Consider the following 25,277-nt stretch of genomic DNA (forward strand, 5'->3'; position numbering starts at 1 on the left):
AGTTCAGACAGCCATTGGAGGCTTTAGGCTGCGGATCTAAATTTCAGCACAGTATTTCTGAATTTCTAATGTTGAAAAAATTATGAATCACTGTTTTTATAAATCTAATTAAAAATTATAAAAAGTTAATCGCCGCTATTGCCCGCACCTTTCCGTCAGGGACGCCAGGAGTCCGGAAAGGACCGGCCTGTGAAAGAGAGAGGTTCTTTGGAAGGGGAAAGCCGCTAGGCAAGGCGAAGCAAGTCAGTCGGATCGGGCTGGCCAAATCATCCCGGATGACTGATTTCCTGCAGACAAAGCTGGCGCCGGCCGTGGCAGGGGGCATAACAAAAGGGATCCCCGGCTCGTTTGCCTTGAGCCGGAGATCCCACCGGGATTCTTCGATTGAAAAATCCCCTTCTCACGTTTCCCGGCTCCCTGTCGGGCGGGGGGAGCCAAGGGCTTCTTTCCGCTTAAGCGGCTTACTTGGCGGTAAGCGCCTCCACCTTTGCAGCCAGCTTGGAAAGCTGCGCCTTGACAGCAGTCAGCTCAGACTCCAGCTGATTGGAATGATCGCGGGCCGCCTGCAGGTCTTTGGCCATGTTTTCCTCGCGGGTCCTGGAGGCAGAAAGCTGTGCCTGGAGATCATTCGAGCGGTTCTTAGCGTCAAGCGCGACCTGCCTGTAGTCCACGGCGTGCCTGAAGTCGCCGCCGAAGCGGTAGATGAGGCCGGCGTTAAGCATATTGGAGCTGACCCCGCTGATTGAGTACCCCGCAGACACGAGGAGGTTGCCGGAGTCAGCCGTGTACCAGAACGCGCATAAGACCGCCGCGTTGCAATTGCAGAAAGCAAGTTCATAAAAATGATATATCAATATTTTTTAACATTTAAAATAATGTAAGTTGTTCAACCTGGCACAGGGGGTTTGAGAGGCGCCTGCCGCAGGACCTCTCGGCGGGGGCTGGTTATGGAAGAAACGGGGGAAAGCCCTTTTTCCCCCAGCCGGATTTTTCCTCAGGGCCTGCCGCCTGTTCGACGGCAGGCCTGCGTCTAATGCAAAAAAATCAAAAGTCTGAGTGAATTTATTTTTCTGTCATCAAACCGTCACAAAACCGTCACGGGGCTGACACAACGCCTCTCCATACTTTCAACCTGTGCGGGAGGAAAGCACCCGCACTTGAATTCTTTTCTACTGATGGAAAAATAAAAGATGACTCTCAAGTTCCTGCGTTCCAAGGCTGCCGTCGCTGCCCTTTTGGCCGCCTCCGTGATGTTCTCCTCCTCTGCCTTCGCCGGCACCCTGAACCTGAACGGCTCCACCACGGTGCTGCCGATCATGCAGCAGGTGACCGAGGCCTTCCACAAGCAGCACAGGGACATCACGGTGACGATCTCCGGAACCGGGTCCGGCAACGGCATCAAGGCTCTGCGCGACGGCACGACCGACATCGCCATGTCCAGCCGCGACATGAAGGAAAAGGAAGTGGCTGACTTCGGAACGCACGGCATCAAGCCCGTGAAGATCACGATCGCTCATGACGCCATCATTCCGGTGGTGAACCCGAAGAACAAGGTGGCGGGCCTATCCAAGGATCAGATCCGCGGGATCTTCGCCGGCAACGTGAAGAACTGGAAGGAAGTGGGCGGTTCTGACGCCCCGATCGTCGTGGTCGGCCGCGACTCCTCCTCCGGCACGTTCGAATGCTGGCAGGAGCTCGTGATGGGCAAGACTCGCGTCTCCCAGCGCGCGCTGCTGCAGAGCTCGAACGGCGGCGTTGTCCAGGCTGTGGCCGGCAACCCCAACGCGATCGGGTACATCGGCGTGGGCTATCTCGGCAAGCAGGTGAAGGGCCTCTCGGTGAACGGCGTCAAGCCCTCCGCTGAAGCCGCCCGCAAGAAGACCTGGCCGATCGCCCGCGACCTTTTCCTCTTCACCGCCAAGGCTCCCGCGGGCGACGCGAAGAAGCTGATCGACTACACCCTGAGCAGGAGCGGCCAGCAGTATGTCGCCAAGGCGGGCTACGTTCCTCTTGGCAAGTAACCGGTCCGGCTGTTCCTACTGAAAAAAAGTGCTCCCGCGGGGGTTTCTCTCCTCCCTTTCGCGGGAGCCTTTAATGCAAGGCTCAATCGAATGACTTCTTCTGCGGCCGCCCCCGCGGGCGACAGGCACGAGGGGCTTTTCAGAAATTCCCTCGCAGCCGTTGCAGCCGTGAGCGTTCTCGCGCTCGCGGCCATTGTCGTGTTTCTTTTCACGCAGGCGTTTCCGATTCTGAGGGACGTCCCCCTGCGTCAGTTTTTCTTCTCCACGGAGTGGTACCCGACTGATGATCCTCCGGTTTTCGGAATCGGGGCCATGATCGTGGGATCTCTTTCGGTCGCCGCCGTGACGACCGTGATCGCGGTGCCGATCGGAGTGCTCACCGCCGCGGCCATGCACTGCGCCTTTCCTCCGGCGGTGACCCGCTTCCTCAAGCCCGTGATCGAGCTCATGGCGGCGCTGCCCTCGGTGGTGATCGGCTTTTTCGGCCTTGTGGTCGTGGCGCCCTGGCTGCAGCAGACGTTCAACCTCACCACGGGGCTCAACCTCTTCAACGCGGGGCTGATGCTCGCCTTCATGTGCGTGCCGACGATCGCCTCAATCTCCGAGGACGCGCTTAACAACGTGCCCGCCCAGATGCGCGAGGCAAGCCTCGGGCTCGGAGCCACCCGCTGGGAGACCCTCTGCCGCGTGGAGCTGCGCTGGGCCCTGGGCGGCATCGGCACGGCCGTGATGCTCGCGATTTCGCGTGCGATCGGCGAAACGATGGTAGTGCTCATGGTCGCGGGCGGGGCCGGCATCCTTCCCGAAAGTCTCTTTGACCCCGTGCGTCCTCTCACCGCCGGCATCGCTGCTGAAATGGCCGAGGCCGCCGTGGGCGGCGAGCACTACCACGCGCTTTATGCCGCAGGCCTGGTCCTTTTCTTCATTACGTTCGTCTTCAACGTGATCGCCTGGAACCTCACCCGGCGCTTTGCGCTGAAGGAGGGATCATGAAACTCAAAAATTTCGGGCTGCGGCAGGCCGCGGGCTTCGCAGGCTTTGCGGCCATGAGACTCGCGGCGGCGGCGAGCGTCCTTGCGCTTTTCGGCGTGCTGGGCGTGCTCATCGTGAACGCCTGGCCCGTGCTCGGCTGGGATTTCCTCACGCAGCCGCCGCGCGACATGATGACCGCGGGCGGGGTCTTCCCCTGCATCGTCGGTACGGCGCTGCTCGCGCTGGGGGCGCTTTTCTTCGCGCTGCCCCTCGGGGTGGCGAGCGCCGTGTACCTGAACGAGTACAGCCGCGACACGCCCGCGGTGGTGCTGCTGCGGCTTTCGATCGCCAACCTCGCAGGCGTCCCCTCGATTGTCTTCGGGCTGTTCGGCCTAACGTTCTTCTCCGTCTTCTGCGGGTTCGGGGTGAGCCTCCTTTCGGGGATCCTCACGCTTGCAGTGCTGTCGCTGCCCATCATCATCAACACGACGGAAAGCGCCTTGAAGCAGGTTCCGGGCGACTGGCGTGAGGCGAGCCTCGCCCTCGGGGCCACGCGCCGCGAAACGATCATGAAGATCGTGCTGCCCTCGGCGCTGCCGGGCATCATGACCGGCGCGATCCTTGCGCTCGCCCGCGCCGCGGGCGAAACCGCCGCGATCATGTACACGGGCGCGGTCTTCTTCACGCCGAAGGAGGGCGTCTCGCTCTTCGAGCCGGTGATGGCACTGCCCTATCACATCTACGTGATGGCGACCTCCGGCACCGACATCGAGGCGACCAGGCCCCTGCAGTACGGCGCCTCCGTGGTCCTTGTGGTGCTCGTCTTCGCCATGAGCCTTGCGGCCATTCTCATCCGAGAGTTCCGCCGCGGCAAACACTAACGGTTATTTGGAAAGCAAGCCACTATGAACGGATATGAATCGCTTTTCACCAGTTCGACTGATCCGCGCGCCCGCGAGGCGAAGATCGAGGTGAAGCATCTGAACTTTTACTACGGCAGCTCGCGGGCCCTGAAAGACATCTCGCTCACGATCCCGAAGGGCTGCGTCACCGCCTTCATCGGCCCCTCGGGCTGCGGCAAGTCGACGCTGCTGCGCACCTTCAACCGCATGTACGACCTCTACCCGGGCATAAGGGCCGAGGGCGAGATCCTGCTCGACGGGCAGAACATCCTTGGGCCCGGGGTCGACGACTGCGCGCTGCGCACTCGGGTGGGCATGGTCTTCCAGCGCCCGACCCCGTTTCCGATGAGCATCTACGAGAACGTCGCCTACGGTGTGCGTCTGCGCGAGAAGATCTCGAAGGCCGACCTTGACGAGCGGGTCGAGTGGGCGCTGAAGAAGGCCGCGCTCTGGGATGACGTGAAGGACAAGCTCGCACGGCCCGGCACCAGCCTTTCGGGCGGCCAGCAGCAGAGGCTGTGCATCGCGCGCGGCGTCGCCGTGAAGCCCGAAGTGCTGCTTCTTGACGAGCCCTGCTCGGCCCTGGACCCGATCTCGACCTCCAAGATCGAGAACCTCGTCGACGAGCTGAAGAATGACTACACCGTGGTGATCGTCACGCACAACATGCAGCAGGCGGCCCGCGTCTCCGACGTCACCGTCTTTCTCTATCTGGGGCAGATCGTCGAGGTGGGCGCCACCTCCGACATGTTCACGCACCCGAAGAAAAAGGAAACCGAGGACTACATTACGGGGCGCTTCGGCTGACCGGGCGCGGAAAAAGGAGAAGAAGAGATGAACGCGCATATTGTCGCGAAATTCGACGGTGAGCTCGAAGAGCTGCTCGCCCACACGCTTTCGATGGGGCAGCTCGTGCGCGCGCAGCTCGCGCTTGCCGGCGCCGCGCTGCAGGCCTTTGACGACGGCCGGGCCGAAGAGGTGGTCCGCAAGGACTCCGAGGTAAACGGCTGGGAGGTGAGAATCGACCGGGAGATCGAGTCGATATTCGCCCGCCGGCAGCCTGCGGCCGGAGACCTGCGGCTGATGCTCGGCGTGAGCCGCGTCTCGGTGGATCTGGAGCGCATGGGCGACGAGGCAAGGAACATCGCCCGGACGATCGGCTACTTCGATCCGGCCGACCCGGCCCGCAAGACGATGGCCGCGGCCCTCGCGCCCGCCTTCAGCACCGCGGACCTCATGATCCGCGAGGCGCTTCGGTCCCTCAAGGACCGCGACGCGGTCGTGGCCCGGCAGGTGATCGGGCTTGACCGCGGCATCGACGACGTGTTCCACGCCCTGATCGCCGGCCTCATCGAAACCCACGGGGTGAAGCGCGAAGCCCTGCGCTCCGAGATCATCGCGGCCTGGATCGCCAAATCCATCGAGCGGGTGGGCGACCACGTGAAGAACATTGCGGAGACCGTGATCTACATCTGCGAGGGAGCAGACATCCATCATGAGTTTTACACGGAGCCGGGGCCAGGCAGCGTTCGTCCCGACTCGGTGGAAGGCTGAGACCGAGAGCCAAGATACAAGCTCAGCCCTTTTTGGCAATGCTCTTTTAAAAAAAGGCACTGCCGCTTTTTATTCCTCCGGCCCGCCTCGAATCCTCGTGGCGGGCCGCCTGCGCTTTTGGGGGAGCTCCTTCCTCGAGGGGAGGGAGGGCCCCGGGCTGCGGGTGCCGGGCTTTCAGCGGACCATGCCTGAAAAAGAGGGAAGGGGGCTTCTCTTCTTTTTTCTTAAAGCCGCGCCTTTTTTCAGGCGCGCAGAAGGCTCAGATGCAGACCCCGGAGAGCAGCGACAGGACATCGATGCCGGGGCGCGCATGACATCGCGCCGAAGAGCGGCGCGATTCCGAGGCCCGGTTTTTGGGGGCCGCCTTCACGACTTCGACCGCGCCGGCCGGATTGATCCGAAACTCAACGAGCGAGTCCCCGCTCTTGAGCCCCAGAAAATCCCGGACTTCCTTCGGAATGGTGACCTGGCCCTTAATGGTAAGACGATTTGCCATGTTGAATTCTCCCTGCCTGAATAAACGAATGCGAATAAAAAAAGAGCCGCAGTTTTGTCTGCGGCTCTTCTCTTTGTAGCGGATCTGGTTTTCTGCTTTAAGGACTATCTTTTTTCTGACCGTGCAGAACCGGACGCTACAGCTTTGGAAAGCCGCGTCATCTGGCACATGCACATGCACATGCTGTCGAAATGGGACAGCTGGCGGATCATCAGAAAACCTATCCTCAGAATATAAATACGTCTTTGAACCTTACACCTAAAAAGTTCAGAAGTCAAAATCCGAATTTTCCGGCAGAAAAATATACACAAAATACTCTACGTCAATATGGAACAAACTCTACCCCCTCCCATGGATTTATAGATTTTGCACTATTTAAAATAGTTTACACATGACCGCGAAGGCCATGGCTCAAGGGACCGGTTGAAATAATCACGGTGGCACATTCGAATTTTGAGGGGGATGAAATAACAATGAAGCAATATTCACTGAGCCTTCTGTCTGTGGCTGTAACTGCGGCAGCCTTGTCTGCGTCTGCCGGCGCGCTCACGCTCGACGCCCAGCAGTCTGCCTCATTTAACCTGGTCGGCGATCCTTCGATTACGGTGGGATCGGAGGCGAACCCCATCAGCCAGGCGCTCTATGCCAACGGCAGCGGCGCCGTCGGCACCGCCTCGGGCGACACTATTGCGGTTTACGGCAATCCCAGGGCGATTCAGGCCTCAACTTCCGGCGAGCTGAACATCGGCACTTCCGAAACCAGCCGGCTGACGGTGAGCGCGACAGGCGGGGAGAGTGCGATCGGAGTCCTCGCCCTTAAGGGCGGGCACGTCGTTCTCGCGGGGCAGAACATCAGCGTCACCTCCGACGGCTTCTGGAGCGTGCTCACGCAAAACAACACGGATCAGGAAACCGCGCCTGAAGGTACCGCCTCTGTCGTCATCAACGGCGGAAAGACCACCATCAGCGCTCCGAACGGATACGCGATGTCGGCCTACTCCAACGGTTATCTTGAGATCAACGGCGACCTTACGGCAACCGACAACATGTCGCTCATGGACGTGCGCGGACACTCCACCACCAACATCAACCAGAAGGGCGACGGCACCGTGGTCCTGAAGGGCGACATCGCCTTCGAGACGCCGGGCAGCGCTGCCGGCTCCGGCAACGAGATCGACGCCACCGTGAACATCAATCTGAAGGGCAGCGGCTCCTCCTGGACTGGCAACGTCTTCCGCCAGGTTCCGGAATCCTGGACCGACGAGGAGATCCAGAAGAACGGGCAGGTGGCCGGGCTGAACCTCGCGCTCTCCGACGGCGCCGCCTGGAACGTGACGGATCCTCAGCCCTGGGAGGAAGGCGAAAAGTCCTCCGCCCTCGCCGTGAACTCCGTGAAGCTTGACAACGGCGTCATCAACGTGACGCAGTCGCCTTCCCAGTCGGTTGACGTCACCACCCTCTCGGGCACGGGCGGCACCCTCAACGTTGCTGCCGAAAAGACCAACGGAACGCTAAAGAGCGCCAAGGTGAACGTCTCTTCGGTCGCCTCCGGATCGACTCCGAAGATCACTGAAAACTATGTCGGCATCACCGCTGACCAGGCTTCGAGCGCCTCCGACCTCGACACCCTGCGGTCTCTCAGCGTGAACGGCGGCACCCAGGGCGTCGATCTCGTGCAGAACGTGGCTGAAGGCGACATCGTGGGCGCGATCACCCGCGAGACCAAGGCCGACGGAACCGTGGGCGCCGTGGTCGAGAGCAGGAACTCCCGCCAGGAAGCCTTCGGCGCCTTGTCCAAGGCCTCCATCCTCACCTGGCGCCATGAGACGAACGACCTCGAAAAGCGCATGGGCGAGCTTCGCGACAGCGCGAAGGGCGTCGGCACCTGGGTCCGCGTTTACGGCTCCGAGCAGGAATACGGGGCGCAGAACCTCACCACGAAGAACAACTCCGTTCAGCTGGGCGCGGACTTCGACTTGCCGCACAACTGGAAGCTCGGCGCGGCCTTCAGCTACACCGACAGCGACACGAGCTACAAGAAGGGCAGCGGAGACGGCGACACCTACACGCTCTCCGTCTACGGCACCTGGATGGATGACTCGGGCCTCTTCGTCGACCTGATCGGCAAGTACGGACGCATCTCCACGGACTTCAGCCTGAACGGCTTCAGCGGCTCCTATGACAACAACGCCTTCAGCCTGAGCGCAGAGGCGGGCTGGCACTGGAACGTGAACGAGAGCGTCTTCGTCGAGCCCCAGGCCGAGCTCACCTACAGCTATGTCGACGGCGACAAGTTCCGCTCCGCGAGCGGCACCACGATCGACCAGGACAACTTCAACTCTCTGGTGGGCCGGCTCGGCGTGCGCGCTGGCCTGAACCTCCCGCAGAAGAAGGGCACGATCTATGCCCGCGTCTCCGGCGCCTATGAGTTCGAGGGCGACTACAAGTACAAGGCGAGCAACGCGCTGGCGAGCCGCTCCTACAAGGACGAGCTCGACGGCGGCTGGGTCGAGTACGCGGTGGGCGCGAACTTCAATCTCAGCAAGCAGGCCTACACCTACCTCGACCTCGAGCGTACGAGCTGCGGCGACATCAAGGAAAACTGGCGCTGGAACGTCGGCCTGCGCTACGTCTGGTAAAAGGGCCTGAGCTCCCGGGCCGCACGCGGCCCGGGGCAGTTTCCTGTCGTTTTCCTCCAGTCCTGCCTTTCGCGGGGATCCTCGTCACCCCGAAAGGCAGGACTTTGTTTTTGGCGTCCCGCTGTTTTGGGGTGGCCGGCCGCCCGGGCGCCTTCCCTGCGCTAATATCCCTCAGTAATTTCTAAAAATTCCTGCGCCCGAAATCCGGCGCCAAAGGTTCTGATCATGCAGAAGACCTACCTCAAGTCGCATAAACTCGATCATGTCTGCTACGACATCCGCGGCCCCATCATGGATGAGGCGAACCGCATGTGCCGGGCGGGAGAAGACGTCCTGAAGCTCAACATCGGTAACCCCGCCTACTTCAACTTCAAGACGCCCGAGTCTCTGGTCGAGAAGCTGCGCGAGAACCTGCCCGACACCGAGGGGTACTCGGATTCCCACGGACTGCTGTCGGCCCGCGAGGCGATCGCCGAGTACTGCAGGAAGAAGGACATCCCGAACGTGGGGGTGGGCGACATCTACACCGGCAACGGCGTAAGCGAGCTGATCACGATGTCGATGCAGGGGCTGCTCGACAACGGCGACGAGGTGCTCGTGCCCGCACCGGACTATCCGCTGTGGACCGCCTCGGTGACTCTCGCGGGCGGTAAGGCCGTGCACTACATCTGCGACGAGAAGTCGCACTGGTACCCGGACCTGAAGGACATGGCCTCGAAGGTGACGGACCGCACCAAGGGCATCGTGGTCATCAACCCGAACAATCCGACCGGCGTGCTCTATCCGAAGGAAATCCTTGAGGGCATCGTGAAGATCGCCCGCGAGCACGATCTGATCCTTTTTGCCGACGAGATCTACGACCGGCTCGTGATGGACGGCAAGAAGCACACGGCGCTTGCCTCGCTCGCGCCGGACCTTCTCACCGTGAGCCTGAACGGACTCTCGAAGTCCCACCTCATGGCGGGCTACCGCTGCGGCTGGATGTGCCTCGCGGGCAACAAGGAGCGCAAGAAGGGCTACATCGAGGGCCTGAACCTGCTCTCCGCGATGCGGCTCTGCTCGAACGTGCCCGCGCAGTCGCTCATCGCGCCGGCGCTCGCAATGCCCGAGGAAACCGAGAAGATGCTCGTGCCCGGAGGCCGCGTCTACGAGCAGCGCGACTGCGTCTGCAGGCTCCTCTCCGAAATTCCCGGCATCACCTTCGAGCGGCCTGACGCCGCCTTCTACATCTTCCCGAAGATGGACACGAAGCGCTTCGGGATCACGGACGACGAGCGCTTCGCGCTAGACCTCCTGAAGCGTGAGAAGATTCTCATCACGCACGGGGCGGGCTTCCACTGGATTCACCCGGATCATTTCCGCATCGTCTACCTCTCGGAGGTGCCGCAGCTCACCGAGGCGCTCACGAGGCTGAAAAACTTCTTCGCGGACTACCGCCAGGACTAAAAGGGACAGACGGCGCCGGAGGCCCTCCCTCCTTTCAAAGGCGGTGCCCGCCTTAAGACCCAGGCCTCGGTGCGGGCTTTCTGCATCCGGAGAAAGCCAGCGGCTGCGGCCGTGACGGTGAGTACAGAGCCCGTGTCTGAAGGAGGAAGCGCGCTTTTGCCGTGCTCTGCGGGCCCGACGAAAAGGCCTTCCCCGCAAGGCCTCGGCTGCTGCTGCCCGCGGACGCCTGGGCGGCGGTCCCGAAGGAGCTGCACGAGGCCTTCTCGAGGCCGCTTTCCGAGGCCCGCGCGCTCTGGGGCGGAGAGGAGGAGGCGCGTCTTGCGCCCTGTACCCTCGGGCGCTTCGCAGAAGCCTTCCGCCACCTTCAGGCGGCCGAAGCCTGGCGCAGCTGGGGCTCCTTCATCGAGCAGGTGCACCCCGCGCTTGGACCCGGCGTGCGCGAGCGCTTCGCCTTCGCGCGCGAGGCGGCTTCGGAGGACCTGCGGCCCTGGCGCGAAGAGCGCTCCCGGATCAAAGCCTTTCTTGACGAAGAGCTCGCCGGGGGCGGCCTCCTCGTGTTTCCGACGCTGCCCGGCCCCGGGCCGCTTCGCTCGGGCAGCGACGCGGACATGGAGCATTTCCGTTCGAGCGCCTTTGCGCTGCTTTCTCCGGCGGGACTCGCGGGGCTGCCCTCGCTGTCGCTGCCGCTGGGCACTCTGCAGGGCGCGCCGGTCGGCCTCACTCTCCTCGGGCCCGCGGGTTGCGACGAGTGGGTGCTGCGCTGCGGCTGCGAGCTGATGGAAAGCCTCGGTCGCCCGCGCATGCTCTTTTCCAGCGCGGGCTTTGCCCCGATCTTCTTCTTTTTATAAGGAAAGCCGTCTGAGATTGCCCCGGAGGCTAATAGGAAGACGAACCCAGATACGCTATCCTAAAGGTGTTTTTCTTTTGTTTTAGATTTTGTTTTCCGCGTTCCATGAAATTCGCCGCCTTTCTCGTCCTTTTTTCCTTTGCCGCCTCCGGCGTCTGGGCCGACGGATTCTCCTCCCCCGCGCCTGCCCCGCAGACGCAGCCCGCCGCGGTTCAGTCCGCTCCGGCCTCCTCGCCAGGCCAGAGGCGACCCGAGGCCGCCCGGCGTCCGAGGATCGGGCTCGTGCTCTCGGGCGGCGGCGCCCGCGGGTTCGCGCACGTGGGGGTGCTCAAGGTGCTCGAGGAAGCGGGCGTGAAGGTCGACCTCATCACCGCCACCTCCATGGGCTCCATGGTGGGCGGGGGCTACGCCGAGGGATACAGCCCCGAGGAGATTGAGAAAATCATCAAAGGCGTCAACTGGCAGAAGATGTTCGCGCCGAAGCCTGACCGCGCCGAGATGAACTGGCGGCGCAAAGAAGACAAGGAGCACGGGCTTTCCGACACGGAGCTCGGCATCGGGCCGCAGGGCTTCGCGCTGCCCTACGGCATCATTACGACCCAGGAGCTCGATCTGTTCCTGTCGCGCGTGAACGAGCCGGCAAGCCGCATCACGGATCTCTCGCGGCTGCCGATCCCGTTTGCGGCCTTCGGCACCGACCTTGAGACGGGCCGTGCCCTCGTGCTGCAGAAGGACATCCTGCTCTCACAGGCGATGCGCGCCTCGATGTCGATTCCGGGGGCCTTCGCGCCGGCCGAGTGGAAGGGACATCTCATCTCCGACGGCGGTCTCGTGCAGAACCTCCCGGTCGAGGAGGCGAGGAAGCAGGGCGCCGACATCGTGATCGCGGTGAACGTGGGCACGCCGCTTTCCCCGCGCTCGAAGCTCAACACGCTCGCGGGCGTCATGGGGCAGATGATCAACATCCTCACCGAGCAGAACGTGCAGAAGAGCATCAGCGAGCTCACGCCGCGCGACATCTTCATCGTGCCCGACCTCGAGCAGTACTCTTCGGGCGACTTCGACAAGGCCGACGAGATCATCCGCGCGGGCGAGGAGGCGGCGAGAAAGGTGCTGCCGAGGCTGCGCAGCCTCGCCGTTCCCCGCAGCGAGTTTCTCGCCTGGAGCGAGCAGCGCCGCAGCGCGATCGAGATCACCGGGCGGCACGTGCTCGCGGGCGTGCGGGTCGAGGGACTCAAGGTGGTCAACCCTGCCAACGTCGAGCGCGAGATCAAGCTGAAGAGGGGCGACGTCGTCACCACGGCGCAGGTTGAGCGGGCGGCGCAGCGCATCTGGCAGGACGACGATTTCCTGTCCGTGCCCTACCATTTCGAGCCCGGCCCCGATGGCACCGAGATGCTCGTCTTCGAGCCGCAGGAGAAGACCTGGGGGTATTCGGCCTTCCGCGTGGGCGGTCGCTTGCAGACCAATTTCCGCGATGACCACACCTTCAGCTTCATGCTCGAGCACACGCTCGGCTGGATCAACGCCTGGGGCGGGGAGCTGAAGACCGCCGTGCAGATCGGCGAGGACGAGGGCCTGCAGCTGAGCTACTACCAGCCCTTGGGCGTTGCAAGCCCCGTGTTCCTCAATCCGCGCTTTTCCATTGGGCGCGAGGACTATGACGTCTACGAGGGCGACATCCGGGCCGGCACCTGGCAGAACAAGCAGCTCATCGGCTCGGTGGAGCTCGGCTACGAGCTCGGCCGCTATGGCGTGGCCACCGCAGGGCTGGGCTACACGCTTCTCAAGCCCAACCGCGTCGTGGGCACGGGCGAGCGCGACGTGAGGGACACCCGCGGCTTCGGAAACTTCGTGCGCTTCAAGCTCGACCGCCTGAATAGCACGAGCTTCCCCACCGCAGGTTACAAGATCGACGCGCTCGGGGTGCGTTTCTGGGACGAGATGGGAAGAAGCGGCATGAAGACCGGCTACGAGCTAAGCGCGACCGGGGCGACGACGGCCGGCCCCTGGACCTTCGCCGGGACCGTGAAGGCGGGCCGCTCGCCGCTTGAGGGCACATTCAAGCTGGGCGGCGCCTTCAACCTGTCGGGCTCGAGCTACGGGCGTTATTCGGGCGACCACATGGAATTCGCGCGCCTCATGGCCTACAGGAACCTGAGCTCGCGGCTCGCGCAGATCGGCGCTCCAGTCTGGGCCGGGGTGACGGTGGAAGGCGGCCGGGCCTACAACAAGTTGGACGGCGAGCACCCGGGCTGGAAGAGCGCGGCGGGAGTCTTCCTCGGTGCCGACACCTGGGTGGGGCCGATCTACCTGGTGGGGGGACGCACCTTTGGGGGCGACAGCGCCATTTACTTCATGTGGGGGCACATCCAGTAAGGCCGCTTGAAGGCAGGGGCCGGGCTGCCGCCTAAAGGCTGCCCGTCGCCCAGGCCACAAGAAGCACCGCCGCGAGGAAAAAGACGCTCCAGATCGCCTTCGAGTCTCCCGCGCGCAGCCGTTCGATCAGATCGGTGTCGTCGTCCTCTCGCCCGTCAGGGCCGTAGTCGGCCTCGAGCCCCGAAAAGTCCGTCACGGTCACCCGCTCCGGGCTCCAGCTCTCAAGCGCGCCCTTCACTTCAAAGAGGAGCCGCTCGGGTTCGCCGGGGCGGCTTTTGCTGCGCCCGTAGACCAGAACCCGGACGCCTTTCTGGCTGCAGCGCGTGATGACGCTCTCAGGCATTGCGCGTCTCCCCGCCCTCGGGAACGATGGCAAAGAGCTCCTCGTCGCGCGCGGCCATCGCGGCCCGCGCGAGAGCTCGCTTCAACTCCGTCCAGTGTGCAAGAAGCGCCGGATCGCGGCCTCCGGCCTTCACGGAGCGGCCCGTGCGGATGAAGTCTTCGCTCATGATTCCCTCTCGCGCGCAGAGGCAAAGCCCCGGGCCCCCGAGCGAAGCCTCAAAGTAAAGCCGCCCGTAGACGGCCTCCGGGGCGCAGCGGGGGGCGCTCTCCGGCGGGATCACCTCGAGCGCGCCCCGCGAGACCGCGCGGGTCGTCATCTCGAGCGCGTCGATCACGCCCGGGCCGGGGAAGGCGGTTTTGAAGCGGAAATCCCTGCGGTCCGCGGTCCGCCCGGGCGAGAGCTTCGAGAGTGCAAAGCACACGCGCCGGTACCCGAAGGCGAGCCCCCCGATGCTGTCCTCGCCGTGGTAGAGGCGGCAGGCTTCAAAGGGGATGGCGAGCTCGATCCCGTGGTCTCGGATCCGAAGGGTGGCTGGTGCCGTGAGCTCCATGGCGGCGGTTCTCCTCGCGGGGAAAAAGGAAGCGTTTCCGGCGGAGCCGGGGGTAGAAGGAGGGCGGCTCTTCCCGGCCCCGCCCCTGCGGCTTATCTTAATGTAGCGCCGACGGCAGCACGAGCGAGCGCACGTTCACCTTTCTGGCCATCATGCCGTTGTCGACGAGGAACTTCTGGTCCTCTTCGAGCCCCTTCAGATCCTTTTCCGTGAGGTTGTCGTAGTAATTCGAGCGCTTCGCGAGGGCCTCGGCCTGGGCAAAGCTGATGCCGTGCTCCTTCGCGCCGATTTCAACCGCCTCCTTCCAGTGCGTGCGGATCCACTTCAGGGTTTCCCGCTGCACCTGCACGACCTTCTCGACGGCCTCCGGGCTCTGGTCGGCAAAGCCCTTCCTCACCGTCATCACCAGATTCACGTTCACCAGGCCCGTGGCGCGGGTGATCACCCGGCAGCCCGACTCCTCGGCCTTCACAATGGCGGAGGCCGCAAGCAGAGCCGCGTCCGCCCGGCCGCTTGAGACCGCCGAGAGCGCGGCGGGGATGCTCATCGAGATGAATTCGACGTCGGAGGCCTTCATGCCGTTTTTAACGAGCGCGGCCACGAGCGTCTGGTGCAGCACCGTGCCGCGGGGCCCCACTACCTTTTTGCCCTTGAGTGCGCGGATCGAGTCCGGACCGCCCTTTTTCGCGACGATCGCGAAATTCTCCGACGGGTGCGCGACGCCGCTGGCGATAAGTACCGGGTTGCCCGCGCCGTTGGCCATGAGAAGGGAGGCGGTGTTCATGACGGCCGAGATGTCCACGGCGCCGGCTGCCATCGCCTGGCTCTGCTGGGAGCCGGAGGTGATGGTCTTCCAGTTCACTTTGACTCCGTCCTTCGCGAAGGCCTTCTCGAGCAGCCCCTGCTGCTTCATCACCATGTTCTGAAGATTGAAGGGAGCCTTCACATAGACGATGTTGAGTTCCTTGGGCATAGCGGCGAGCGCGGCGCCGGAGGCGGTGAAGATTGCCGCGGCGGCAAAGGCCGCGGCCCAGTGCTTGAGGTTCATAAAAATTCACTCCTTGGGTTGAATGCCGCTGAGGCTTGGTTGAAGAAAAGTTGCGAGGATCCGGTCGCTCAGTCCGCCCAGTCCCGGCGTGGACAGGGTCCTCGGGTAGGGGAAGGGGACGTCGAAGGTCCGCAGCAGCCTCCCCCCGCCGATTTCGTGGACGTGCCGCGCGAGCAGCACCGCCTCGGTGACGTCGTGGGTGATGAGCAGCGTCGTCGCGGGCCGCTCGGCGTGCACCCGGACGAACTCCCGATAGAGGCTGTGGCGCGTGAGCGCGTCAAGCGCCCCGAAGGGCTCGTCCATGAGAAGCACATCGGGCGAGCCGACCAAGGCCCGGGCGAGCCCCACGCGCTGCGCCATCCCTCCGGAGAGCTCTCTGGGATAGGCCTCTTCAAATCCGGAAAGCCGCACAAGCTCCAGGATTTCGCCGCACCGGCGGCGCCGCTCCGGGGCCGGCAGCCGGCGCACCGCGAGCTCGATGTTCTCCCGCACCGTCATCCAGGGAAAGAGCCGGTGCTCCTGGAAGACGACCCCGATCCGGGGCGAGGCGGGCTCGCCCGACGCCCCCTCGAACCGCACCCGGCCGGTCTCGGCCCTCTCGAGTCCGGCGATGATCCGCAGAAGCGTGGTCTTTCCGCAGCCGCTTTCGCCCACCACGGCAGCGATTTCCCCGGGCTCGGCCCGGAGCGAGAGGTTCTGAAGCGGCCGCACGGCGCCCCGCGGGGTCTCGAAGGTTTTGCACAGGCTTTCGCAGATGAGGGCCGCCTTCATCGTCCGCCGCTCCTGATTCTGGCCGAAGCGAGGCTCAGAAGCGCCTGAAGCGCTGCGTCGGCCGCCACGCCGAGGACCGCGATCGTAATGATGCCCACGAAGACCGCATCAGTCTTCGAGAGCTCCGCTGATTCGCTGATGAGAAAGCCCAGCCCCGAGGACGAGGCGATGAGCTCCGCGCCCACCAGAGCCCTCCAGCTGTAGCCGAAGCCGAGCCGCAGGCCCGTGAGGATTCCCGGCAGCGACGCGGGCAGCGTGAGGCAGCGGAAGCGCTCGAAGGGTGAGAAATGCAGCAGCTGCGCCACTTCCTTAAGTCCTGGATCCACGCTCCGCACAGCGGAGAGCGCGTTCATATAGACGGGAAAGAAGCTTGCGAGGAAAACAATCGCAATCTTCGGGGCCTCGTCGATCCCGAGCCACAGGATGAGCAGCGGCACAAGCGAGAGCGGCGGGGTCACCCGCAGTGCCTCGAGCAGGAGGCTGCCCGCGTGGCGCGCGTTCTCGTGGCCCGCGAGGAAGACCCCGAGCCCGACGCCGAGCAGCGCCGAAAGTACGAATCCGGTGAAGGCGCGCCGGGCCGAGGAGGCGATGTGCGCGGCAAGCGTCCCGTCAGAGGCGAGCGCGCAGAAGGCCGCGAAGACCGATTCGGGCGTGGGTAGCAGGATCGCGGGGATGCGGCCGCTGTGCGAAGCCCCCTCCCAGAGGGCGAAAAGCAGCGCCGGAAGCACGAGATAGAGAAGCCTGCGCGGCATGGTTCGGCTTGAATTAAATGAGAATGATAATTGATTATATACGACAAGGCGGCTTCCTATTCTAATCGCAGGGCCCGCGGTCCGCCCAGGCTGTCATCAGAGCATCACGGAATGTTGCTAAAATTCGGCCGCAGTCGGTAAGCCTTGAAAAGGCAGGGGGAAATAAGACAATGACGCTGGGCCCGGGCTGGGACATCATCGGGGACGTGCACGGACACTTTGAGCTGCTCGAGCGGCTTTTCGACTCGATGGGCTACGAGCGGTCCTCTCCCTACGTCTGGCGCCATCCTTCGGGCCGCAGACCGCTCTTTCTGGGCGACATGATCGATCGGGGCGACTTCGAGCTCACCACGGTGCGCACCGTGATGGCGATGACGCGCTCGGGTTCGGCCCTCGCCCTCATGGGCAATCACGAGTACAACGACCTCTGCGACTGGCTGGGGCTCGAGAATTTCCACCGCGGCGAGCGCCACGTCTCGTTTCTGCGGCGCATCCAGAACGCTCCGGACTTCGAGGAGGTTCTGGACTGGATGATGTCGCTGCCGCTCTGGCTCGACCTTGGGCCCCTGCGGGCCGTGCACGCCTGCTGGGATCCGGAGGCGATGCGCACGGTCTCTCAGGCCCTGGGCGGCTGCCGCATGAGCGAAGCGCTGTTCCGGCGCTTCAATCCCCCGCGCGGGGGCGAGACGCAGCGCGGGGCCCGGAGGGTGCATGACGCGCTCGAGCGGGTGCTTTCAGGCATCATGCTCGCGCTGCCGCCCGGGGTCACCTACCGAAGCCGCCGCGGCAAGCTCCTGCGGCGCGTGCGCATCCGCTGGTGGGACGACCGGGCCGCGAGCTATCGCGCCGCGGCTTTCATGGAGGCGCCCGAGCGCGTACCGCCCCTGCCGCTTGAAAAGAGCGTGTGCGTCTTCAAGCCCGAAAAGCCCACCTTCTTCGGTCACTACAACCTTTGCGGACTCGAGCCCCGGCCCGTGTCTGAATTCGCCGCCTGCGTGGACTACGGAGCGGGCAGCGGCGGCGCGCTCACCGCCTACCGCTGGTGCGAGGACGAGCCCAGGCCGCTTAAGGACGAGCGCTTCGGCCAGGTCGGCAGCGGCGCAGGAGCGCAGCGCTCAGCCTTCCCGTTCCTCGAGGTTTTTCAGGAACCGGGCGATCGCCTGCGGCTCGCGCACGCCTAGCTTGCGTATGATCGCGGCGCGGTGCCCCTCGGCCGTGCGCACCGTGATGCCGATCCTCTCGCCCACCTGCCGGTTGGTGAGTCCCGCTCCGATCAGGGCCGCCACCTCGCGCTCACGGTCGGTGAGCGTCGAGACCCGCGCGCGGATGTCGCCCAGCAGCAGGCTGCCGCCCTCTCCGAGCCGGCCCCGGTCAACGGCCCTCGCGATCGCCTCGAGGATGCGCTCCTGCTCGACCGGCTTCTGGACGAAATCGACCGCGCCTTCGCGCATCGCGCTCACCGCCATGTCAATGTCGCCGTGGCCCGTGAGGAAGATGACCGGGAGGCGGTAGCCGCGCACGTTCATCTCGCGCTGCAGCTCGAGCCCCGACATTCCGGGCATGCGCACGTCGATGATGGCGCAGCCCGGCACCGAGGGTGCGTCTTCGGTGAGGAATTCCTGCCCTCCCGCGTAAGTCCTTATCCTCCAGCCCTCGGCCTCCAGCATGAACTGGAGCGCCTCGCGGATCGCTGGGTCGTCATCCACGGCCCGGATGAGGCTGCCTTTCTTCAGTTCTTCAGGGACGTTTGTCATGTGAGCTCCTTGTCCTGACTGGCATTTCCTAGTCCTCGCTCCGCCTTTTCAAGCGGCAGGAACACCCAGGCGGTGACGCCCCGGCTCCCGGAGGATTCATAGGAGAGCCGCCCACCGTTTTTTTCGATGATCGCTTTCACGATGAGGAGTCCCAGCCCCAGGCCTTCGGCCTTGCTGCTCCTGAAGCTCGCCCCGGGGTCCGCGAGTAGCTCGAGCTCTTCGCGGGAAAGCGCCGGCCCGTTGTCCGAGACCGAGAGCAGCGCGTGGGTCGCGTTCTGGCTGAGGAGAATCTCGACAGCTGCGTCGGACTGGCTGCGAACCGCCTCCGCCGCGTTTTTGATGAGGTTGTAGGCGACCAGTTCCATCTCCAAGGGGTCGCCCGTGAAGGCGATGCGGCCGGTGTCCGTGCGGGAGATCCTAGGGTGCAGGGTGCTCGAGGCCTCGAAATTGGCCTGTGCGCGGCTCACCGCGTCGTTGAGGAGGAAGGACTCGCGCCGGGAGCTGCGCGACCTCGCGTAGGCGCGTACCCGCTCCACGATGTCGCTCGCCCGCTGGGTCTGGGTCTCGATACGGTCGAGCGCGAGCGAGAGCTGCTCGGGGGAGGCCGAGCCCCGCCGCACGAGCGAGCGCAGACCCTGCGCGTAAAGGGCGATCGCCCCGAGGGGCTGACGTATCTCGTGCGCGAAAATAGAGCAGAGTTCGCCCACGATCCCGATCTTTTCCATCGTGCGGATCTTTTCGTTCGCCGCGCGGGCGCGGGCCTGGTAGTTCTTCTGGACTCGCAGCGCCTCTTGCAGCTGTGCGGTGCGCCGCTTCACGAGTACCTCGGTGCGAAGCGCATGGGCGGCCAGCCCCGCAACGAGCATCAGCGCGATCACGATCCCGGGCCAGAAGGCAGCGAGGAACCGCTTTACGGACCATTCGCGGAGGTACGCGTAGGGACCGCGCCGCAGCGTCCGGTAGAGCTCGTCGACCTGCCGGAAATCGGTCGCGATGCTCCAGTAGAGGCCGCTTCGGGTGGGCGGCATGTCGAGCACCGCCGAGGCGACGAGCTTCGAGGTGTCGGGCCGGATCCCGGGTGCGGTCGAGATGGTCCAGGTGGGGTAGAGGTTGCTTGAGCGCAGGCACCTCCCGGAGTCCGGCCTCGGGTCGACCACGCGGAAGAGACCGCGGTCCGCGGGGTTCGCCCGCACGTGGTCTTCAAGCCAGCACTGCCTGAAGATGCCGATGTCCACTTCGCCACGGCGCAGCGCCTCGAGGATGGAGCCTGCACCGAGGCCTCCGCCGTAGAAGCGGGTTTCGGAGAAGAAGCGATCCGGGTTGCCGCCCTGGCGCGCCACTTCGCCCAAACCCACGAGGTAGCCCAGAAAGGCGGTGGGAGAGGAGGCGCCGAGCCTCTTTCCCGAGGCATCCATGAGGGTGCGAACCGAGGAGTCCGAACGCACCACGAAGGCCGACCCGTCGTTCTGGTTGGGGTCGGGGTTCTCGATCGAGGCGACCGTGGCAAGCGCGCTTGCCCCGAAGGGCACCATCGTGCGGCAGAAGCCCGAGGACGCGAGGAAGACGTCCACCTCACTTTTCTGAATCGCGGAGGCGAGCTCCGAGAGGCTGTAGCGCTTCACGAGGACGTGCTCGGGCTCGAGGTTCTTTCGAAGCGCCTCAAGCGTGTCGGGGATGATGAGCTCGTTGTGCGAGGGGCTCGTGTAGTCGACGATGCCCACTGTCACGTCGGGCCGCACGGGCAGCGCCGGCCAGGCGGCTTCAGCGGCCCGGACTGCGAACGGCAGCAGGGCGATGGCGGCAAGACAGAAGGCTCGTATAGGCATCTATTTCAAAAGTGGTAGATCAAACGGCATTTGACGTCCGTCAGACTACGTAGTGGTTGATCGGCAGAACAATGTAAGCCATCAGGAGCCGCCCCCATAGGAAGACCTATGGCCGAACAGCGCCGGAGATGATCCAGATTTTCACAGAAAAAGAGCGTGGCCAGGAGCCCGGACAAAAGGCGATCCGCCCGCTTTCAGGAGAACATCAGATGGAAGGCAAGAAGAATTTCCAGTTGTCGCGCCGCACCCTGCTCAAGGATACAGCGATCGGTGCGGCCGGTGTAAGCGCGATGTCGCTGCCGGGCCTCGCTTCGGCCAAGGCGTCGTCCGCCGCCGGCAAGAAGGCCGCGCAGGCCTCCACGGCCAACATCCGCGATTTCGCGATGATCAAGGCGTTCTACCGCAATTATCCGTCCAGTCTCGCCGCGGTCCGCGCGAAGCTCAACCGCCCCCTCACGCTCTCCGAGAAGATTCTCTACACCCATCTTTACGATCCGAAGAACATTCAGGAATACAAGCGCGGCGCCTCCTACGCGGAGTTCAGGCCTGACCGCGCCGGGACCCACGACATCGGCGGCCCCATGGCCATCCTGCAGTTCATGACCTCGGGGCGCGACCGCATCGCGCTGCCCGCCGCGATGGTCTGCGACCACCTTGTCACCGCGAACGCCGGCGCCCGCAAGGACATCCTCTTCGCCGATCAGTTCAACAAGGAGACCTACGACTTCCTGCGCGACGTTTCGCGCCGCTACGGCTTTGACTTCTGGCCCGCGGGCTCGGGCATCTGCCATCAGGTCTTCCTCGAGAACTACGACTTTCCGGGCGGCATGATGCTCGTTACCGACTCGCACACCCCGACCGCCTGCGGCCTGGGGATGCTTGCGATCGGCGTGGGCGGCGCCGACCTAGTCGATGCCCTGATGGGCACCGAGTGGGAACTCAAGATGCCGAAACTGATCGGCGTGAAGCTCACCGGGCACCTCCAGGGATGGGCTTCGCCTAAGGACGTGATCCTGAAGCTGGCCGGCATCCTCTCCACCAAAGGCGGTACGAACTGCGTGATCGAGTACTTCGGCGACGGCGCCGACACGCTCTCCGCGACCGGCAAGGCCACGATCGGCAACATGGGCGCTGAAGTGGGCTCGACTTCCTCGGTCTTCCCCTACGATTCCCACATGAAGTCCTATCTCCAGGCGACCGGCCGCGCGGCCGTGGCTTCGCTGGCCGACGGCGTCGCCAAGGACCTGCACGCCGATCCCGAGGTGCTCGCGCACCCCGAAAAGTTCTTCGACCGCGTGGTCGAGATCAACCTCTCCGAACTCACCCCCTACATCAACGGGCCGCTCTCTCCCGACGCCGCGATGCCGATCGACAAGGTGGGCGAGACGGTGAAGTCGAAGGGCCTGCCTCAGAACATCGAGGTGGCGCTCGTCGGCTCCTGCACCAATTCCTCCTACGAGGACTTCACCCGCGCGGCTTCGATCGCACGCCAGTGCCTCGACAAGGGCGTGAAGATCAAGACCCCGCTCATCGTCGTGCCCGGCTCCGTGCGCATCCGCGAGACCCTCAAGCGCGACGGCATCCTGCAGACCTTCGAGAAGCTCAACGCCACCGTGATGACCACCGCCTGCGGCCCCTGCATCGGGCAGTGGAAGCGCCACATCGGCGATCCTTCGCAGAAGAACACCATCATCGAGTCGTTCAACCGCAACTTCGCCGGCCGCAACGACGGCAACAAGAAGACGCAGGCGTTCCTCGCCTCCCCTGAAATGGTAGTCGCGATGGCCATCGAAGGCGATATGGGCTTCAACCCCCTGAAGAACACCGTCACCGGCGCAAACGGAGCGAGCTTCAAGCTGGCCGCCCCGACCGGGGAGGAGCTGCCGAAGAAGGGCTTCGCCACCAACGTGAAGGGCTGCGTCATCCCGGATTTCAAGAAGATTGAAATCAAAGTGAGCCCGAACGCCGAGCGCATTCGCCTGCTCACCCCGTTCGCGGCCTGGGACGGCAAGGACTTCGTGGATCTGCCGCTGCTCATCAAGGCGAAGGGCAAGTGCACGACCGACCACATCTCCCCGGGGGGAAAGTGGCTGCCTTACCGCGGCAACATCGACCGCATTTCCGACAACCTGCTCGAGCGCGCCGTGAACGCCTTCAACGGCCGCAGCCAGAGCGTCTGGAACGTCGTGAACAAGGACTACGAGACCCCGGCGAAGACGGCCCGGCTCTATAAGAACAAGGGCATTCACTCCGTGATTGTCGGCGACGACAATTACGGCGAGGGCTCTTCCCGCGAACACGCCGCCATGGAGCCGCGCTATCTCAACGTCTCTGTGGTCCTGGCCAAGAGCCTGGCCCGAATCCATGAATCGAACCTCAAGAAGCAGGGCATTCTCGCGCTGACTTTCGTAAACCCGAAGGACTACGACAAGATCCGTGAAAAGGACCGGATCTCCGTGCTGGGCCTGAAAGAGCTCGCCCCGGGCAAGACGGTCACCGTGGTCTGCAAGCACGAGGACGGCACCGAGGACCGCTTCCAGGCTGCGCACTCCTACAACGAGAAACAGCTGTCCTGGTTCCGCGCGGGCTCGGCCCTGAACGCGATGAAGAAGGCCGCCTGATTCCCCTTTTTCCGGGAAAGTGCGAAAGAGCGGCGCGGGTTCCGCCCGCTCTTTTCCCCAGGCAGAAGTAAAAATCAGCATCCTCCCCTCGGGGCTACGGTCACTCCGGCCCCGGTGGGGAGGATATTTTTTTATGGGAGCCCGGGGCCCTTGCCCCGCGGGGGATGCGTCCGGCGCGGCCCGCGGCGCCCTCAGCTCAGGGCGAGCTTCCCGCCCGGGGCGGCGGCTCCCTCCGGGTTCGCGCGTCCGGCCTGCTCGAGCGCGAACCGCGCGGCCGCGCGCGCGAGTTCCTTTTCAGCGTAGAAGGCCTCGCTGATGCCGATGTTTTCCCTGAACCGCTCGGCCTCGGCCGCGTTTTTCGCGAAGACGGCGCTCTTCAGGTCCGGGTTGAGCTCCCTCGCGGCCCCGACTGCCCGGATGGCGCGGATGCTGTTTGGCATCGCGACCAGCAGCAGCGAGGCGTCCTGCACGCCCGCCTGAGCGAGCGTACCGAGGCTCTCGGCCGGGCCCGGAGTGACGCTGAGCCCCTCGCGCTCAAGCTCCCGGATCAGCGCCGGGTCGTCCTCCACGATCGTGAAAGGGACGCCTTCGGCCTTGAGCGCCCGGGCGACCTCCGCCCCGGCCGCGGCGCCTCCCACGATGATGACCTTGCGCTTTTCTTCGTCCTTTACATGCTCCTGCCGGAAGTCCCGGGCAGCCCGTCGGTCGGCCGCCAGCGCGAAGCTCCAGCGCTTCTTCATGCCTTCCTTGATGCTCGGCACGAGCGCAAAGGCGACAGGGTTGAGAGCGATCGAGAGAATGGCCGCGGCGAGGATGAGGCTCATCCCCTCGCGGGGCAGCAGCCCCAGCGAGACGCCAAGCCCTGCGAGAATGAAGGAGAACTCGCCGATCTGGGCGAGCGCCGCGGCGACCGTGAGCGCAGTGTGCAGCGGCCTGCGGAACAGCAGCACGAGAAAGAAGGCGCCGGCCGATTTCCCGAGCATGATGATCGCAAGCGTGAGCAGCAGCTGCAGAGGCTGGGAGACGAGGATCGAGGGTTCGAACATCATGCCCACGCCCACGAAGAAAATGACGGAGAAAGCGTCCTGCAGCGGCAGCGACTCGATCGCGGCCGCGTGCGCGTATTTCGACTCCTGCATCACCATGCCGGCGAAGAAGGCGCCGAGGGCGAAGGAGACGTCAAAAACAAGCGAAGCGCCGTAGGCGATGCCGATTGCCGAAGCAAGAACGCACAGCGTGAAAAGCTCTCGCGACCCTGTCTTTGCGACCTGCCAGAGCAGCCACGGCAGCACTCGCTTGCCGAAAACCAGCATGAAGGCGATGAAGGCTGCGACGCGCCCGAGCGTCGAGAGAAAGATGAGCCACAAGGGCTGTGAACCTTCCGCGGTCATTGCGGTACTCGTCCCGATGCTGCCGCCCAGCACTGCGGCAAGCGGCGGCAGCAGCACGAGCAGCACCACCGTCATAATGTCCTCGACCACGAGCCAGCCCACGGCAATCTGGCCGTCCATGGTCTTCAGGATCCCTTTTGAATCCAACGCCTTGAGAAGCACCACGGTGGAGGCGCACGACAGAGACAGCCCGAAGACGAAGCATTGCCCCCAGCTCCAGCCCCAGAGGTGCGAGACGACCATGCCCAGCAGCGTCGCGAGCGCCATCTGGGCTACGGCTCCGGGGATCGCGATCGCCTTCACGCGAAGCAGGTCCTTGAGCGAAAAATGCAGCCCGACGCCGAACATCAGCAGCATGATGCCGATTTCAGAGAGCTGGTGGGCGAGCTCGACATCGGCGACGTAACCCGGGGTCGCAGGTGAGATGATGATGCCGGCAAGCAGGTAGCCGACCAGCGGAGGAACGCGGAAGCGCTGGGCGATCACGCCGAAGACGAGCGCGAAGACAAAGCCTGCGGCAAGGGTGGAGATCAGGGTAAAGTTCTGTTCCATCTCGATGTTTTTATTCAGGAATAATGGGTCTGACTGAAAAAAGGATGAAGGAGGTCCGCAAACAGCGAGAGGTAGAAATCGTTTCTCAAGCTTCAGTTTTTAAACCGTTAAAGGCCATTTTACCGAAGCGTAGCGCGCGGGCATCGGCCTGAAACAGCGCGGTCAAAGCCGCTTCGAGCGCAGACCCTGCTTCCCAAGAGAAAAGGGACCGGAGAGAAACTCCAGAGCACTGTCTGAGTACCGCCAGGCTCTTTCCGGGGCGCGGCGGGCAGAGGCCGCGCCAGCAGGACTGCCTTTCTATTAAAAAGCCGGCAGGGGCTCCAGCAAAAAAAGAAGCAGCGGGATTGTTCCCACTGCTTCTGCCGGCGCCGCTTCTCCGCCCTAAGTGGCTGACCGGGTATCTGGGGAAGCCT

21 protein-coding genes are annotated in these 25,277 nt (G+C 63.9%); 11 read left to right on the plus strand and 10 right to left on the minus strand.

Features of this window, described 5'->3' with window-relative positions:
- Positions 1-461: 461 nt before the first annotated feature.
- Positions 462-722 (minus strand): DUF2968 domain-containing protein, encoded by a 261-nt coding sequence (locus MAF45_RS04500; protein WP_237978358.1) that lies wholly within the window; start codon positions 720-722, stop codon positions 462-464.
- A gap of 468 nt (positions 723-1,190) precedes the next feature.
- Between MAF45_RS04500 and MAF45_RS04505 the strand changes: the two genes are divergently transcribed.
- The 5 genes from MAF45_RS04505 (at position 1,191) to phoU (ending at position 5,449) form a co-directional block, all read left to right on the plus strand.
- Positions 1,191-2,021, plus strand: a complete 831-nt coding sequence (locus MAF45_RS04505; protein ID WP_237978359.1) for a PstS family phosphate ABC transporter substrate-binding protein — start codon at positions 1,191-1,193, stop codon at positions 2,019-2,021.
- A 90-nt stretch (positions 2,022-2,111) separates the two neighbouring features.
- Entirely contained in the window at positions 2,112-3,014 is a 903-nt protein-coding gene (gene pstC / locus MAF45_RS04510; protein ID WP_237978360.1) for a phosphate ABC transporter permease subunit PstC, read from the plus strand.
- Positions 3,011-3,874, plus strand: coding sequence for a phosphate ABC transporter permease PstA (gene pstA, locus MAF45_RS04515; RefSeq protein ID WP_237978361.1), 864 nt, complete (start codon positions 3,011-3,013; stop codon positions 3,872-3,874). The genes pstC and pstA overlap by 4 nt, the downstream gene beginning before the upstream one ends.
- Before the next feature lie 24 nt (positions 3,875-3,898).
- Positions 3,899-4,702: a phosphate ABC transporter ATP-binding protein PstB gene (gene pstB / locus MAF45_RS04520; protein ID WP_237978362.1), complete on the plus strand. Its 804-nt coding sequence runs from the start codon at positions 3,899-3,901 to the stop codon at positions 4,700-4,702.
- A 27-nt stretch (positions 4,703-4,729) separates the two neighbouring features.
- A complete protein-coding gene (gene phoU / locus MAF45_RS04525; protein ID WP_237978363.1) occupies positions 4,730-5,449 on the plus strand; it encodes a phosphate signaling complex protein PhoU in 720 nt (239 codons plus the stop codon).
- A gap of 259 nt (positions 5,450-5,708) precedes the next feature.
- On the opposite strand, the gene MAF45_RS04530 is transcribed toward phoU, so the two are convergent.
- Positions 5,709-5,945: an AbrB/MazE/SpoVT family DNA-binding domain-containing protein gene (locus tag MAF45_RS04530; RefSeq protein ID WP_237978364.1), complete on the minus strand. Its 237-nt coding sequence runs from the start codon at positions 5,943-5,945 to the stop codon at positions 5,709-5,711.
- 473 nt (positions 5,946-6,418) lie between these two features.
- Here MAF45_RS04530 and MAF45_RS04535 point away from each other — a divergent pair, with 473 nt between their 5' ends.
- The 4 genes from MAF45_RS04535 (at position 6,419) to MAF45_RS04550 (ending at position 13,256) form a co-directional block, all read left to right on the plus strand.
- Complete coding sequence (locus MAF45_RS04535; protein WP_237978365.1) at positions 6,419-8,584, plus strand: autotransporter outer membrane beta-barrel domain-containing protein; 2,166 nt, start codon at positions 6,419-6,421, stop codon at positions 8,582-8,584.
- Between the two features lie 225 nt (positions 8,585-8,809).
- Positions 8,810-10,030, plus strand: coding sequence for an aminotransferase class I/II-fold pyridoxal phosphate-dependent enzyme (locus MAF45_RS04540; protein ID WP_237978366.1), 1,221 nt, complete (start codon positions 8,810-8,812; stop codon positions 10,028-10,030).
- A 161-nt stretch (positions 10,031-10,191) separates the two neighbouring features.
- Positions 10,192-10,878 carry an amidase gene (locus tag MAF45_RS11390; protein WP_237978367.1) on the plus strand — a complete coding sequence of 229 codons (687 nt, stop codon included), beginning with the start codon at positions 10,192-10,194 and terminating at the stop codon, positions 10,876-10,878.
- A 104-nt stretch (positions 10,879-10,982) separates the two neighbouring features.
- Positions 10,983-13,256: a patatin-like phospholipase family protein gene (locus tag MAF45_RS04550; protein WP_237978368.1), complete on the plus strand. Its 2,274-nt coding sequence runs from the start codon at positions 10,983-10,985 to the stop codon at positions 13,254-13,256.
- Between the two features lie 31 nt (positions 13,257-13,287).
- Here MAF45_RS04550 and MAF45_RS04555 read toward each other — a convergent pair whose 3' ends face one another.
- The 5 genes from MAF45_RS04555 to MAF45_RS04575 form a co-directional block, all read right to left on the minus strand.
- The gene (locus MAF45_RS04555; protein ID WP_237978369.1) at positions 13,288-13,599 is read right to left on the minus strand and encodes a hypothetical protein; all 312 of its coding nucleotides are present in this window, start codon (positions 13,597-13,599) and stop codon (positions 13,288-13,290) included.
- On the minus strand, positions 13,592-14,149 hold the full coding sequence (locus tag MAF45_RS04560) for a hypothetical protein (RefSeq protein WP_237978370.1): 558 nt from the start codon (positions 14,147-14,149) through the stop codon (positions 13,592-13,594). The genes MAF45_RS04555 and MAF45_RS04560 overlap by 8 nt, the downstream gene beginning before the upstream one ends.
- Before the next feature lie 97 nt (positions 14,150-14,246).
- Positions 14,247-15,197, minus strand: a complete 951-nt coding sequence (locus MAF45_RS04565; protein WP_237978371.1) for an ABC transporter substrate-binding protein — start codon at positions 15,195-15,197, stop codon at positions 14,247-14,249.
- 6 nt (positions 15,198-15,203) lie between these two features.
- The gene (locus MAF45_RS04570; protein WP_237978372.1) at positions 15,204-15,968 is read right to left on the minus strand and encodes an ABC transporter ATP-binding protein; all 765 of its coding nucleotides are present in this window, start codon (positions 15,966-15,968) and stop codon (positions 15,204-15,206) included.
- Positions 15,965-16,720 (minus strand): ABC transporter permease, encoded by a 756-nt coding sequence (locus MAF45_RS04575; protein ID WP_237978373.1) that lies wholly within the window; start codon positions 16,718-16,720, stop codon positions 15,965-15,967. Before MAF45_RS04575 ends, MAF45_RS04570 begins: the two co-directional genes overlap by 4 nt.
- A 170-nt stretch (positions 16,721-16,890) precedes the next feature.
- Here MAF45_RS04575 and MAF45_RS04580 point away from each other — a divergent pair, with 170 nt between their 5' ends.
- Complete coding sequence (locus MAF45_RS04580; protein ID WP_237978374.1) at positions 16,891-17,901, plus strand: metallophosphoesterase; 1,011 nt, start codon at positions 16,891-16,893, stop codon at positions 17,899-17,901.
- On the opposite strand, the gene MAF45_RS04585 is transcribed toward MAF45_RS04580, so the two are convergent.
- Together MAF45_RS04585 and MAF45_RS04590 are read right to left on the minus strand one after the other, a co-directional pair.
- Positions 17,836-18,474 (minus strand): response regulator transcription factor, encoded by a 639-nt coding sequence (locus tag MAF45_RS04585; RefSeq protein ID WP_237978375.1) that lies wholly within the window; start codon positions 18,472-18,474, stop codon positions 17,836-17,838. The two genes, MAF45_RS04580 and MAF45_RS04585, sit on opposite strands and share 66 nt — an antisense overlap.
- Complete coding sequence (locus tag MAF45_RS04590; RefSeq protein WP_237978376.1) at positions 18,471-20,300, minus strand: sensor histidine kinase; 1,830 nt, start codon at positions 20,298-20,300, stop codon at positions 18,471-18,473. The genes MAF45_RS04585 and MAF45_RS04590 overlap by 4 nt, the downstream gene beginning before the upstream one ends.
- A 209-nt stretch (positions 20,301-20,509) precedes the next feature.
- On the opposite strand from MAF45_RS04590, the gene MAF45_RS04595 reads away from it, so the two are divergent.
- The gene (locus MAF45_RS04595; protein ID WP_237978377.1) at positions 20,510-22,921 is read left to right on the plus strand and encodes an aconitate hydratase; all 2,412 of its coding nucleotides are present in this window, start codon (positions 20,510-20,512) and stop codon (positions 22,919-22,921) included.
- A gap of 191 nt (positions 22,922-23,112) precedes the next feature.
- Here MAF45_RS04595 and MAF45_RS04600 read toward each other — a convergent pair whose 3' ends face one another.
- Positions 23,113-24,864, minus strand: a complete 1,752-nt coding sequence (locus MAF45_RS04600) for a cation:proton antiporter (RefSeq protein ID WP_237978378.1) — start codon at positions 24,862-24,864, stop codon at positions 23,113-23,115.
- Between the last annotated feature and the right edge of the window lie 413 nt (positions 24,865-25,277).

Origin of the sequence: Mesosutterella porci, from assembly GCF_022134585.1 — a bacterium.
Lineage (GTDB): Bacteria > Pseudomonadota > Gammaproteobacteria > Burkholderiales > Burkholderiaceae_F > Mesosutterella > Mesosutterella porci.